Here is a 12,677-nt window from a genome sequence, read left to right as displayed (position 1 = left end):
CTTAAAGGGATCTTAATTTTGTTTACCTCCCATAGACACATCGATTTATCAAGATAAAGCCCCCCTTTTTCCATACATTTTTCATCAATGAAATACATAGGTTTTGAGAAATTAAACGGCGGTTTTTGAAAATTTAACTTACGCCATCCTCCTGTAACAATATTTTTATTTTTATCCAGATTTAGGAAAGAAGTTGTTAAAAGATATTTACTATTACTTTGTTTTATATTTATCAACGCCTTGTAAATATTATGGTTTGACAAATGAACTAAGCAATCTCTACAAAAAATAAGATCAACTTTTGGTAATTTATCTTTTGTCAAGTCTAGATTTATAAATTTTTTATTTTCCTCAGAATAGTTTATTCTATTTAGTTCAATTAAATCAGACACTATATCAGCCCCTGTATAATTTATCCTTTTAAAATCTAGAACTTGCATCCAATTAAAATCACCACAAGGAATATCAAGCATTGATTTTATTTGAAATTGTTTCAATACTATCTCTAATTCCTTTACTAGAAATCTTGTATGCACTTTTTCAGAACCACCTCCAGACAGACTCTCTTTACTATCCCAGTAATTAGTTTTATAAATATTAGTAAAAGTTTCTTCTATTGGTTTACAGTTGGAAATATTTGAAATTCTAAAATCATTTAACCGATTTTTAAGTTTTGTTGGAATTATCTTTTTAATTATTTTTTTTATAATCATTTTCTTTTTATTGAACTCATCTAAAAAAATTCAAATCTAAAAATCAATAACAATATATGTAAAGCATCATATATATTTTTTTTAGCAACGTCATTCAATAATTTCAACTTCTGTTTTTTGTTTGGGCAATGGTTAACAAAAATTTTTTTGTGATTTTCCCATTCGCTTTTATAAATAAGATTACGTTCTGACTTGTCAAATTTATTTTTACCCCAACTCAATAAAGATTTTGTTAATTTTCTATATAACAACACCCAGGCAATCGGTGTATTTTGCCTTTTTGAAGACATGGTAGAATGATGCAATCTAACATAAGCTAAAACTTCATTTATGGCATAAAATTCAAAGTAATAACTTACACGCCTCCAAAACTCCCAGTCTTCTGCAATAGTAAAATCAGGATTAAAATACCCAACTTTATCAAATACAGCCTTTTTTAATAATGGCACAATAGAAGCAGTTCTATTCTTTATTAATAGTGCATTGAATATCTGGCCATGATTAAAGCCACGATGGGACTTCACATTACCCGTTTTCACACCTTCTTTTGTTATATACTCTGTATCTCCCGTTACAATAAACACTTCAGGATAATTATTAAATATATCGATTTGTTTTTCTAATTTTTCAGGTATCCAAATATCATCATCATCACAAAATCCTATTAAATCGCCTTTAGCCTTTTTTAAGCCATAATTTCTAGAATCAGGTTGGCCAGAATTAGACTTATAATAGTATTTGCATAAGTAAAATTTGTTGCATATTTCTCTATTTTTTACTGCAATATCATCTTCTGAACCATCATCAATCACTATTATTTCTAAATTAGAATACGTTTGAGTTTGAATACTTTTCAATGTTTTCATCAAAAAGTCATTACGGTTGTAGGTTGTAATTATCACACTAACCAATGGTACTTTTGAATTATTGAGCATAACTTTATAGTAGATAAATCAAAGTAAAATGAATGAGATAATCATACACTTTTGAATAGGCAAACTTGGTAAACATCCATAAATATATTCTTATTTTTCACCTTTACAGCTATTCTTTTTAGATCTTCTCTAACAAAGCCAGTTTTTTCAAATAAGTTATTCAATTCATCTTCTGAAATCCAATCTTCAATTGGCTGAATAGAACTAGTATATTTATTCCATTTCTTTTGAATTTCCTTTCTTGGAGTCGTTATGATACAAAACCCTTGAGGTTTCATAAGTTTATGTATATCGTATAAAAAGAATTCTTTTTCTAAATTTGGAATATGCTCAATAACTTCTGAAGAAACCACCAAATCAAATTTATTCTTAAACCCCCTTTTTAATAGTTCTTTGGTACTACCAATCTCAAAATGCAATTCAGGAAAAATTTGGCGGGCATAACTAACGACACTTTGAACAGGTTCTACGCCTATGACATTGCCATAATCTGTTAATAAATTTGAAAGCCAACCTCTACCACATCCCAAATCCAATATATAAAAATCTTTCTTGTCTTTTTTAATCTTACAGATATAATCCTCTATAATTTTCCAACGATTAGATTCATCTCTATTAGGCTCCTTTGTATTCCAACTGGAGTTTTCCACAAACAGTTTGTAATAAAATTCATCGTCTGAAAGCTCTTGCCTTTCATTTGCTTTACTTAAAGTAAAAAACCTTTTATATATCTTTGACAAATTCAAAATAGGAATAATATTACAATCTTTTTATTTAAAATAAATTTACTATATAGATATTGAAGTATGTTATTCATAGTTTAATTCCATTTAAAATATTGCTTTATCTTAATGATGAGATACCTTAAAAAACTCTCATCCTGATATTTAAGGGCATAATAGCATCCAAAGAAAATAATCCCCAATTTAGTACGATGCCCCAATTCTATTTTACGATGCTGCTTTAAAGCGGCTTTATAATCTTTATGACTTATCAAGTTAGGAAATTCTTTTCTAAAATCCTTCAACAATTGGCGGCTGGCCTGATGCTGTGAAGCCTTATCTCTGGTCACAGAAGTGTTCGTAAGCCCCCTATTCATATACACTAATACCCTAGGAATCCCATACACTTGGGACACCAAGCTAAACCGCAACACATAATCCCAATCTACATTAAAGTTCCCATAGGTATTGCGAAAGTATAAACCCGCTTTCTTATGTACCGATTTTCGAAATAGCATACAGGTATTGACTACTTTAAGCTGATGCTCATACAAATATAAAAACAAGTCCTCCCCTTGGGGAAATTCCTCCTTCCGCACCAATAAGCCTGGAAACAATACAGGTGTTCCTGCCCCTCTAAACTCGGCAATCCCAGATACCAAGCCTACTTCAGGATTGGCCTCCAAAACGGCGACCTGCCAGGCCAATCGTTCAAGCACATACACATCATCCTGTTCTGCCATGGCAATCAAGTCGATCCCAGGAGAAACCGACGCCAACAACGCATTGACATTATGGGCAAGGCCTAAATTTTGAGGGTGTTCTATAATTCGAATTCGGGTATCTGCAAAACTTTCAGCAATCCCTTTGGAACCATCCTTCGTGCCGTCAATCCCAATAAGCAACTCAAAATCCGTAAAAGTCTGGGCCAACAAACTTTCCAAAGTCGCTCTTAAAGTTCGCTCCCCATTATACACTGGAAGAAGAATGGCCACCTTGGGCTGCTTATGTTGCATAGAACTGTCGTTTGAAGTTTACCAAAGCCTTAAAAAAGGGATGGTACAATTTTAACAATTTCCATTGGCATTTAGGGTGCAAATACCAAAAGAGTTTCTGGTAATACCGTTGGTATAACAACGTCCTATCCGGAAGATCCCTGGTTTTATTGACATTGCTGGCCTGAGCTTGATGCAACCGGAACCCTGCCAAAGGAGCATCTATAAACCCGACTTTGTATTGGCTCATAACTCGATACCAAAACTCACAATCCAAAGTCTGCTCCAATTCGGTATCAAAATACCCCACCCGCTCAAAAACAGCCTTCCGCAACAAAACCACCGTAGGCTCGCCTACTTTGTTTTTGGGCGAATTAAGAAACTGTCGGTCTCCCAAATACTGCCGCCCCTCTCGTATCCCAGCAACCTCTGTAAAAGATCCCCAATACTGCTGCAAATCCCCATAATAGGCCATAAATGCGTCTAGTCCTTCCCGCTCTGAAGGTGCATACAAAAAATCCCGTTTGCAATACACCAACCCCACTTCGGCGTCCCTCTGCATCCAAGCCATCTGTTCAGAGATACAATTATGATACAGCACATCATCCTGAAACAAAAATTTTATAAACTCCCCCTTAGCCTTCTTAACACAATGGTTCCAATTGGCCCCAATCCCAGAGGGTGTATGTATATAAACATGAATTGGAATTGATGTTTTTACTCTAAATGATTCAACGATAGCAACAGTATCATCCAGAGAACCATCATCTGAAACTACAATTTCTACATTGGGATAATCTTGCTTAAGAGCCGATTCCATGGCTTCATCCACATAAGCTGCCCCATTATAAGTAGGTATACAAATGGAGACTAAAGGTTGGGGCATACTCATAGTTTTTGTAGTTTCCGAAGGACTTGTACACCATAAAATGCAAAGGTTCTAACAGCTTTAACATTATAGCGCATAAGGTTGTTACCATTAATATAATGTGTATACTTATGGCGATGGTATGTTGAAAAGTCATTATGTAATATGTCGCCTTTAATACAACTAATAGGCATCTTCATTTTATAAATACTATAGGCCAATGACAATTGGTCACGCCTACTATACTTTAAAGTCTGTTCCCACCAAAAACGCATAAATACCTTGGGGTCAATCTTTGATTTCACATGATAATTTCGCACCAGGATGCCTGTGGCGTACATACCTTCATGGGCAGGCATGCCATTAAAAAAACATACCAAAACCTGCTTTAAAATCCGTAATGAAAAGTCCTTGCCCACCCGAATGCAACTCATGGCTTCACTATAAAAGTCATCCCGGTTGGGGTGTGAAAAAGTGGTTAAAAACGTTGGTTGACTCAAGCTTATCAGGTCTTTTATTTTCGTTTCATTGAGTTGAATATTGGCATCATGCCAAATAACATAGTCATATGGCTCCAGGATGGGATCTCCCATAATTTTATAATAGCGGGCGTTTTTTGCTACATCCTGAAACTGTGGGGTTCTCAGTTCCAATCTATAGGGAGCGACCTCAAGCTCAGGATTGTCCGAAAACACAAAATAATCAATACTGCGGTCTTCCCTGGCATTCAAAGGCGCTCGTAACACATCTTTATCCCCATACAAGGCAGTATACACCGCTATTTTCATCCTTTAACGTGTTTGAGTTCTAGCAGCAGCGTATAATACAACCCCTTCCCTCCTAATTCCCTATAGAAAACCTTATGGACTTCCTTTAGAGGGGATCTCTCTGCCCTTGGTAATTTTCTCATCATACGGTAACATCGGTACAACAAAAACTGCCTAACCTTTTTATTGGCACCATCCTTAATATCCTGGTAAGTATACCAGTAGGCATAAAAATAGCTCAAATAAGCGGCATGCTTATCGTGCCTCAGCCCTGCTCTGATGGATTGTTCATGATAACGCCTCAAAGACAATGTGTTATCAATAAAAATGGCGTTCTCACTTTTACAGGTCAGCTTGCTAAAATAGTTATATTCTTGACCACTTTGTAGCTGTTCATTAAACTGTAAAGACCTGGCTAAAGTAGTTTTAATACAAACGTCCAAAGTAAGCCAAACAGTCTTGTGTGTAATATAATTGAAGGCAGATATCTCCGAAGATTCAAAACAATATTGCGCTTCCATACAATCGTTATTTTCTGGATGGTTAAAGTATTTCGTTTTGGCAATCACATAATCACAATTAGCTGCTTCAATTGTCTTTATTTTTACTTCCAAATGATCAGGCGTCATCAGGTCATCGCTATCAAAAAAAACTACATAAGCACCCTGGGCTTGCCTTAAGCCAATATTTCTACAGGCATTGGCACCTTTAGGGCTTGTTTCTGGTCGCATAAAAAGCTTGAAACGGGCATCTTTTTTTCTGTATGATTTTATGACTTCCACTGAAGCATCGCTAGAGCCATCGTCTACCAACACACACTCCCAGTTGGCATAAGTTTGTTTAATAATGGAGTCAAAGGTCTCCCCAATCAAATGAGAACGGTTATAAACAGGGATGATGATTGAAACCAAGGTTTCCATAAAATTAATAATACATACTATTTCAGCGAATATACACATTCTAGAAAGAGTTGTAATATATTTATCACTAGAAGGGAAGTACAATTTCGATAAAAATTAAATAAATTTATAAATCAAGAAGACGTAGCTACGACTTTTTAAGATAATTACCTTTCAAAACCATCAATGAAAAAAATCAACAAAGAAAAACTTCAATTTAGAAGACAGTTTTTAATTGGAAAAACTCCATTCCAACCTAATCAATATTGGAATAACCACAAATTGACAAACAACCACTACCTTTCACATCATATTGATTTACCATTCTATACAAAATCGGTAAACGATATTACCATTTCAATTTTAGGTATTATTTTAAATCCATTATCCCCTACAGATGACGAAAAAATAATTCTTGAATCTTTGCTTAACAATGCAACAGATCTTAAGTCACTTTTTAATAGTACTCTACACTTATCTGGCAGATGGATTATTATCTTCCAAAACCATAAAGACACTTTTCTATTTACAGACCCTTGTGGATTTAGACAAATTTTTTATTTGAAGGACAAAACTGATTTTGCCTGTGGTTCACAACCTGAAATAATCAAAGCCTGCAATCTATTTGACATTAAAATCGATCCTTTACTCAATGCCATAACAAAAAACAAGGATTATATTAATACTGAAGGGATGTGGGTTGGTTCAAAAACAATATACTCAAATGTATATCACTTAATGCCTAACCACTTTTTAGACCTTAAAAACCAAAGCCAGTCAAGATTTACATTTCAACCTAGAAGACAAGTAAGCGAAGAGGAAATTATTAAAAACGTTTCAACTCTTCTTCAAGGAACCATTGCAGCCATTACTTATAGATATAATGCAAAACTAGCACTTACCGCAGGATGGGACAGTAGAGTTTTGCTAGCTGCATCAAAAAAAGAAGTTTCAAAACTAGCTTACTTTACTGATAGGAAAGGTGTCATCAGCATTGAACATGCAGATGTTTGGGTACCTCGTTTATTAACAAAAAAACTTCATTTGAAATATAAAGTTATAAACTCTCACAAAAAAATTCCTTCTTCAATAATTGATTTATTGTCCCAAAATATAACCGATTCTAGAATTTTACCTAAGACAAGAATGATTTATTATAACTTAATCAAAAATGATTTTAGAGTGAATATCAACGGTAACGGTAGTGAAATATGTCGTAACTATTTTGATAAATATAGCACATTATCAGAAAGCGAATTAACCCCTAAAGTTTTAATAGGCCTGCTAGGATATAAGAATACAAACCCTTTTTTTGAAAATGAAATTAATATATGGCTACAAAACTTACCCTCACTGGAAAAAGAAAATTTTGGTATACTTAACTTGCTATATTGGGAACATAAATTAGGAAATTGGGGAGCCAAATATCCTTCCGAGCAAGATATTTCAAACGAGGAAATTAGTCCTTTTAATTGCCGGCTTATAATCGAGCTATTATTATCATGTAAACCGAATTCGAGGATAGCACCAAACTATTTGATTTACAAAAAACTGATTAATCACATGTGGCCAGAAACATTAAACGTTCCTATTAACCCTGGAACGAAACCTAATGTGGCATCACAATTAAAAAGAAAGATAAAATTGACGTTGTCATATACCTCAACAAGAATCTTTAATTTAAATAGAGAATTTTGAATTATTGAAAACTATAACAGAATATAATAACACAAAACACCCATATATTGATTAATTATTTAACCTTGCAATAAACTATAAACTAAAATGTTAATCTCAGTACATATTCCCAAAACTGCCGGAAGAAGTTTCAGAACCTTATTAAAATCCAAATATAACGACAACTTGGTTGATGATTATAGTGATAGCCCTTTGAATCACAGTATGGAACAACAACATTTAATGGCCGAAAAATTCAACAAAAAATATACCTTATATTATAATTGGAAATATAAGCTAAAAAATACCCAATGTATCCACGGCCATTTTCTCCCTTATAAATACAACTATCATTACGGTAAAAAAAACCATCAGTTTGTCACCTGGCTTAGAGAGCCCATCGATAGAATGGTTTCACATTATTTCTACCGACAAAAAATGTATGAGAATACCGTTGGCACAACGAAACAAAAAATACATTACAATTATAACAGTTTTGAGGAGTTTTGTTTTTCCGACAAAATGAGAAACCCATACCATAAATTCTTTTATAAATTCCCTATTGAGCAATTTGATTTCATAGGCATTGTTGAGCATTTTGACATAGACTATACTTTCTTCGCAGAAACATTTCTCAATTTAAAAATTGACAATGTAGTTAAGTCAAATGTTACTCGAGAAAAAAGAGTCCTACCTTGCCTTGCTGATCCAGAGTTTTTACAACGTGTAAAAGATTTCCACGATTTAGATTACCAGATATATAATAAAGCTCTTAAAATTAGAGCGAACAGATAGTCTCGCAATTAACCAACACTCTTCTTTATAAAAAAAGTAAATGAAATCATTTCAACTTCATTAAGTTAATCAAAACCAACGATGTCTTAAACAATTGCACATCCTTTAATTTCACAAGCACCTTTTTACCTATACCCAATGCTGCTTCTAAAGAATTCAAAAAAGTTAGCGGCATGGTTTTTACTGTCAAATACCTTTAAAGCTTTAGCTTTAGCTCTGCCCGTCATGACCCGCATCTTTTCAGGATCCATAGCAATAGCTGTTTGCAACATGGTACTTAGGGCACTGTCTGAAAACTTATCATAAAACAAGACTTCGTCCTCAGAAAACACCTTCTGTAATTGAAGATGATCTGGTACCACTGCCAATTTTCCAGCCAACACAGCTTCTATCAATACATTGGGCAGGCCTTCAGACCAACTGGTCAACACAAATAGAGAAGCCTGGTGCATGACCTTGGCAACCACTTGTTGAGGTTGTTTACCCAACAGTTCAACACTATCGCCCAGCCCCAACTTCTTTATTAAAAACAATAGCTTTTCCTTCTCAGGACCGTTGCCTATGATTCTTAATTTTAAATCTGGAATAGTCTTTCGAACCAAAGCAAATTGCTGTATCAATTCTCCAAAATCCTTGATCCAATGCAATCGACCTATGGCCACAATAATTGAACCCTCTGAAATCGTGTTATGGTCTTCATTTACTTTCCAAGTGTTGCAGTTCGCAGGGGTATAGATAAGGTTTACAGGACAATTATAAATATAATTTTCTTCAAGTTCAGTTTTCACGCTTTCACTAACCACATGAATCCCCGAGGCCTTTTGCAAAACCCTAGTCAATTGGGCTTTATAGGTCCGATCAAATAACGGTCTGATAAATAAATCTGTTCCTCTCAAACTCACCGTAAAAGGAATATTAAGTTTTTCCAGCAAAGGATAGTAAGTTACTGCCGACCATCCAAAATGACAATGGATAAGATCTGGTTTAAAACGCTTAATGGTAGCCAAATTAAAATAATCGACATAGATATCCGGCACTTTTTTAAACAGTTTACCAAGCCCTAATACAACTAGTGGAAGATTGCCTTTGGTTAAGCTGTTTAAAGCGTCCTCCCTTATTTCTTGAGTCTTCTTTTGAGGATGCATCAACAGTACCTCATGCCCTTCCACTTCTTGTAGAGCCTCAAGGTGCGTCCATATAAATGATTCCGGATGGTATGAGGTGGATATCTCTAAAATCTTCATCCTTTTAGATGGTTAAACAATTGCTTTGTACCCATATTATTTTTATGAAACAGATAAAAACCAATTCCTTTTAACTTTTGTCGATTATGCAAATATTCCAAAATGATACCACTGTTTATTTTTTTTACAACCTCCTCAATTTTTGCAGAGTAGTCCGGATGCTTAGCCTTAAATACTAAAAAATTATATTTTTTGTTTTGCAACTTTCTTACTCTGTCCAAACCATTAAAGATGCCCGCTTGATGCTTCCTATAGCTAGCTGTTACACCTTCCAAATATACGGCCTTACCTTCATGCGTATCTGCTAACAAATGTGCCCACAAGGCCCAATCACCAAACACATAATCCTTTATAAAACCATAATCTTTTAGTGCATCAGTTTTAAACACTGCAGTACAACTAATAATGGGGTTGACATTTTGCAAGAAATCCAATATTCCAATAGTCTTCCCCTCTGCAGGCAACATTTCCTTTTTCAACAGCACTCCCCCTTCATTTACAAAACTAGCATTAGTACAACAAATTACATATTCTGGATTCGTTTTTAAAATCTGCAATTGATTTTGAAGCTTAAATGGGTCTACCCAAAAATCATCACCCTCACATAGGGCAATATATTTCCCCTTAGAAAATTTTAAGGCTGTCAAAAAGTTGGGCTGTACACCAATATTAACTTGATGACCAATATAGTTTATAAGATTTCCATTTAAGTGGTTGTTTTTATAATCTTGAACAACCGAACTGGTTCGATCTGAAGAACAATCATCTGCCACAATCAATTCCATCTCGAAATCAACCTGTTGTCCTAGTACGCCTTCAATAGCTTGGGCAATATAATGTTCATGGTTATAAGCCAACATAATTACACTAACCTCTATCATACTAATGTTTTCTCCATTTTATACATCTGTCCGTCCTCTCCTATAACCTTAAAACCAAATTTGTCATAAATCCTAATGGCCTTATCATTGCTTTTTAATACCTCCAAACGATAACCCCTAAATCCTTTTTGTTTCAATTTTTCTATTGAGGCATCCAATAATTGACTCCCAATCCCTTGCCCTCTTGCCATGGAAGATACAGCCAACATGGAAAGATAAGCTATCTTACTATCCTCTTGATTATCATAATAGGCTATGAATGCATTTAAAACTCCACCTTCACGCAGTGGAATAATCGTAGCGTTTTCCAGTAATTTATCTACATAGGGTTCAACATCTCTTGGCACTACGGATAATCCTGTATTGGCATCTATTGCCTTTAAAAAAGCGATAAATTCCTTTCTCATATCAAAGAATACATTTCTAAAAAATCATTGATGTCATCTCTTGAATTGAACATCATAACATCTATAATAGAAAGATTAGCTTCAAATTCCTTAGACCATTGTTCATAACAAATTGTACCGGTCTTTAAAAATTTCAAATCAACTCCCCTAACCTTAAAACTGATGGGATCATATAATTCTTGACCTCCTATAGCATTGACATAGGTGGTCGCTCCAACATTTTTAGAAATTTGTATCAACCTATCTTCTTTTACCAAATGTTCAGTTTCAGAAAAGCAATAGGAACTAACCTTAAATTTAGTGGTGACCCCCAAATATTCTGAAACTAAATAAACACTCTTCATCGCTAAATCTGCAATCGTATGATAATTTGACTTCATAAAAAGATGTTCCAACAAAGGATAAACATCCTCAAAATAGGGTGCCTTTCCATAAGCTTGGCTTATGGTATTTAAAAACTTCTGTTGAGCTTTAGCATCAAAAAAGACTTCAGTTTTGTTTATTTTTTTATGTTGGCTTACCTCCTTACATGGTATTGTAAAATTAAACCTTTTGTTGTTTACCAATATTGAATTCCGGTTAATGAATCCCTTTTTAATAAAATTTACGTCATCGTAAAAAACAAAAAGGTCTACTGCTTTGATCAATTGAAAATAACCAATATAGGGAAACACGTAAGGCTGCATTATCGCTATTTTCATATAGCTGATTTTATTATAGCAAGAAGCCTATCTTGTTCCTCGGCTTCTAGATTTAAATACAATGGCAGACAAAGAATTCTTTCAGCAATACTATTGGCCAAATCGCATACCTTAGAATTAACATAAGGTAACATCGTTAAAGATGGATAAAAATACCGCCTAGGGGATATGTTCTGCGCTTCCAAGGCTGCTTTAACTCTTAACAATTGTGCCTCACTTTCAAAAATTATTGGAAAATAACTATAATTCCATTGGGTACCCTCCCGCAACCTTAATACTTGTAGAGGCAACCCACTAAAAAATTCTCGATACAGCGAAACTGAAGCCTTTCTGCTTTCCATAATACGGTCAAAATAAGGAAACACCGCCAAGCCCATAGCGGCTTGAGGTTCACTCATTTTGGCATTGATCCCCAAACCATGGAAAGCTTCTGGCCCATCATGCCCAAAATTATGATGGGAATACATCGTATCATAATATTCCGGCCTACAAAACAAAGCGCCCCCTTCTCCTGTATGAAACAACTTCGTAGCATGAAAGCTACAGGTACTCACATCCCCATAATTAAAGAGACTCTTTCCTTGATATTCCACTCCAAAACAATGGGCAGCATCATAGAGAACCTTTAAACCATTCCTATCTGCAATAGCCTGAATAGTTTCCACATCGCAAGGATTCCCAAACACATGGGTAGCCAAAATGGCCGAAGTCTTTGGCGTAATGGCAGCCTCTATTTTAGTCTCGTCTATAGTCAGATACTCTGGGTGAATATCCACAAATACCGGGGTACAACCCTCCCAAACAATACTGCTGGTAGTGGCCACATAGCTAAAAGGCGTAGTAATAATTTCCCCTGTTAAGCACAGTGCTTTTATGGCAATCTGCAAAGGTAAGGTCCCATTGGTCATGGCAATCATATTGGGCACGCCCAAATAAGCTTTGAGTGTAGCCTCCAATTCCTTGACCAAAACACCGCGATTGGTCATCCAGCCCGTATCCCAGGCCCTTTGTAAAATATTTTGGTATTCCTCCTGAGGAGGCAAAAAGGTTTTGGTTACGTTAATCAATAGGTT

14 protein-coding genes are annotated in these 12,677 nt (G+C 35.0%); 2 read left to right on the top strand and 12 right to left on the bottom strand.

Annotated elements, in window-relative coordinates; all coding sequences use genetic code 11:
• From ZA05_RS11710 to ZA05_RS11680, 7 genes are all read right to left on the bottom strand, one after another.
• Positions 1-713: class I SAM-dependent methyltransferase (locus ZA05_RS11710; RefSeq protein ID WP_053991865.1), on the bottom strand; the 713-nt coding region annotated here is incomplete at its 3' end.
• A 20-nt stretch (positions 714-733) separates the two neighbouring features.
• Positions 734-1,648 carry a glycosyltransferase gene (locus ZA05_RS11705; protein ID WP_053991864.1) on the bottom strand — a complete coding sequence of 305 codons (915 nt, stop codon included), beginning with the start codon at positions 1,646-1,648 and terminating at the stop codon, positions 734-736.
• Positions 1,649-1,689: 41 nt separating this feature from the next.
• A complete protein-coding gene (locus ZA05_RS11700; protein ID WP_231632485.1) occupies positions 1,690-2,388 on the bottom strand; it encodes a bifunctional 2-polyprenyl-6-hydroxyphenol methylase/3-demethylubiquinol 3-O-methyltransferase UbiG in 699 nt (232 codons plus the stop codon).
• Between the two features lie 80 nt (positions 2,389-2,468).
• On the bottom strand, positions 2,469-3,386 hold the full coding sequence (locus ZA05_RS11695; protein WP_053991862.1) for a glycosyltransferase: 918 nt from the start codon (positions 3,384-3,386) through the stop codon (positions 2,469-2,471).
• Positions 3,376-4,251, bottom strand: coding sequence for a glycosyltransferase family 2 protein (locus ZA05_RS11690; RefSeq protein ID WP_197276088.1), 876 nt, complete (start codon positions 4,249-4,251; stop codon positions 3,376-3,378). The genes ZA05_RS11695 and ZA05_RS11690 overlap by 11 nt, the downstream gene beginning before the upstream one ends.
• Before the next feature lie 2 nt (positions 4,252-4,253).
• Positions 4,254-5,021, bottom strand: coding sequence for a glycosyltransferase domain-containing protein (locus ZA05_RS11685; protein WP_053991860.1), 768 nt, complete (start codon positions 5,019-5,021; stop codon positions 4,254-4,256).
• Positions 5,018-5,920 (bottom strand): glycosyltransferase family 2 protein, encoded by a 903-nt coding sequence (locus ZA05_RS11680; RefSeq protein ID WP_053991859.1) that lies wholly within the window; start codon positions 5,918-5,920, stop codon positions 5,018-5,020. Before ZA05_RS11680 ends, ZA05_RS11685 begins: the two co-directional genes overlap by 4 nt.
• A 165-nt stretch (positions 5,921-6,085) precedes the next feature.
• On the opposite strand from ZA05_RS11680, the gene ZA05_RS11675 reads away from it, so the two are divergent.
• Both ZA05_RS11675 and ZA05_RS11670 read left to right on the top strand, forming a co-directional pair.
• Positions 6,086-7,597 carry a hypothetical protein gene (locus tag ZA05_RS11675; RefSeq protein ID WP_053991858.1) on the top strand — a complete coding sequence of 504 codons (1,512 nt, stop codon included), beginning with the start codon at positions 6,086-6,088 and terminating at the stop codon, positions 7,595-7,597.
• A gap of 87 nt (positions 7,598-7,684) precedes the next feature.
• Complete coding sequence (locus ZA05_RS11670; RefSeq protein WP_053991857.1) at positions 7,685-8,371, top strand: sulfotransferase family 2 domain-containing protein; 687 nt, start codon at positions 7,685-7,687, stop codon at positions 8,369-8,371.
• Positions 8,372-8,496: 125 nt separating this feature from the next.
• Here the strand turns inward: ZA05_RS11670 and ZA05_RS11665 are convergent, their stop codons facing one another.
• Genes ZA05_RS11665 through ZA05_RS11645 form a run of 5 tightly spaced genes read right to left on the bottom strand, consistent with a single transcriptional unit; the run spans position 8,497 to position 12,671 of the window.
• Entirely contained in the window at positions 8,497-9,615 is a 1,119-nt protein-coding gene (locus ZA05_RS11665; protein WP_053991856.1) for a glycosyltransferase family 4 protein, read from the bottom strand.
• On the bottom strand, positions 9,612-10,496 hold the full coding sequence (locus tag ZA05_RS11660) for a glycosyltransferase (protein ID WP_082333756.1): 885 nt from the start codon (positions 10,494-10,496) through the stop codon (positions 9,612-9,614). The genes ZA05_RS11665 and ZA05_RS11660 overlap by 4 nt, the downstream gene beginning before the upstream one ends.
• Positions 10,493-10,903: an N-acetyltransferase gene (locus ZA05_RS11655; protein WP_053991854.1), complete on the bottom strand. Its 411-nt coding sequence runs from the start codon at positions 10,901-10,903 to the stop codon at positions 10,493-10,495. Before ZA05_RS11655 ends, ZA05_RS11660 begins: the two co-directional genes overlap by 4 nt.
• The gene (locus tag ZA05_RS11650; RefSeq protein WP_053991853.1) at positions 10,900-11,604 is read right to left on the bottom strand and encodes a WbqC family protein; all 705 of its coding nucleotides are present in this window, start codon (positions 11,602-11,604) and stop codon (positions 10,900-10,902) included. Before ZA05_RS11650 ends, ZA05_RS11655 begins: the two co-directional genes overlap by 4 nt.
• Complete coding sequence (locus tag ZA05_RS11645; RefSeq protein WP_053991852.1) at positions 11,601-12,671, bottom strand: DegT/DnrJ/EryC1/StrS aminotransferase family protein; 1,071 nt, start codon at positions 12,669-12,671, stop codon at positions 11,601-11,603. Before ZA05_RS11645 ends, ZA05_RS11650 begins: the two co-directional genes overlap by 4 nt.
• Positions 12,672-12,677: the final 6 nt, after the last annotated feature.

It is taken from the genome of Mangrovimonas sp. TPBH4 (assembly GCF_001280505.1).
Lineage (GTDB): Bacteria > Bacteroidota > Bacteroidia > Flavobacteriales > Flavobacteriaceae > Mangrovimonas_A.
Note: the sequence above shows the minus strand (reverse complement) of the source record. Positions and strands in the feature narration are given on the sequence as shown.

Coding starts and splice junctions, on each gene's coding strand:
- ZA05_RS11690 (WP_197276088.1), bottom strand. CDS start 4,251: ATGCCCCAACCTTTAGTCTCCATTTGTATACCTACTTATAATGGGGCA.
- ZA05_RS11650 (WP_053991853.1), bottom strand. CDS start 11,604: ATGAAAATAGCGATAATGCAGCCTTACGTGTTTCCCTATATTGGTTAT.
- ZA05_RS11670 (WP_053991857.1), top strand. CDS start 7,685: ATGTTAATCTCAGTACATATTCCCAAAACTGCCGGAAGAAGTTTCAGA.
- ZA05_RS11685 (WP_053991860.1), bottom strand. CDS start 5,021: ATGAAAATAGCGGTGTATACTGCCTTGTATGGGGATAAAGATGTGTTA.
- ZA05_RS11660 (WP_082333756.1), bottom strand. CDS start 10,496: ATGATAGAGGTTAGTGTAATTATGTTGGCTTATAACCATGAACATTAT.
- ZA05_RS11705 (WP_053991864.1), bottom strand. CDS start 1,648: ATGCTCAATAATTCAAAAGTACCATTGGTTAGTGTGATAATTACAACC.
- ZA05_RS11680 (WP_053991859.1), bottom strand. CDS start 5,920: ATGGAAACCTTGGTTTCAATCATCATCCCTGTTTATAACCGTTCTCAT.
- ZA05_RS11665 (WP_053991856.1), bottom strand. CDS start 9,615: ATGAAGATTTTAGAGATATCCACCTCATACCATCCGGAATCATTTATA.
- ZA05_RS11675 (WP_053991858.1), top strand. CDS start 6,086: ATGAAAAAAATCAACAAAGAAAAACTTCAATTTAGAAGACAGTTTTTA.
- ZA05_RS11695 (WP_053991862.1), bottom strand. CDS start 3,386: ATGCAACATAAGCAGCCCAAGGTGGCCATTCTTCTTCCAGTGTATAAT.
- ZA05_RS11655 (WP_053991854.1), bottom strand. CDS start 10,903: ATGAGAAAGGAATTTATCGCTTTTTTAAAGGCAATAGATGCCAATACA.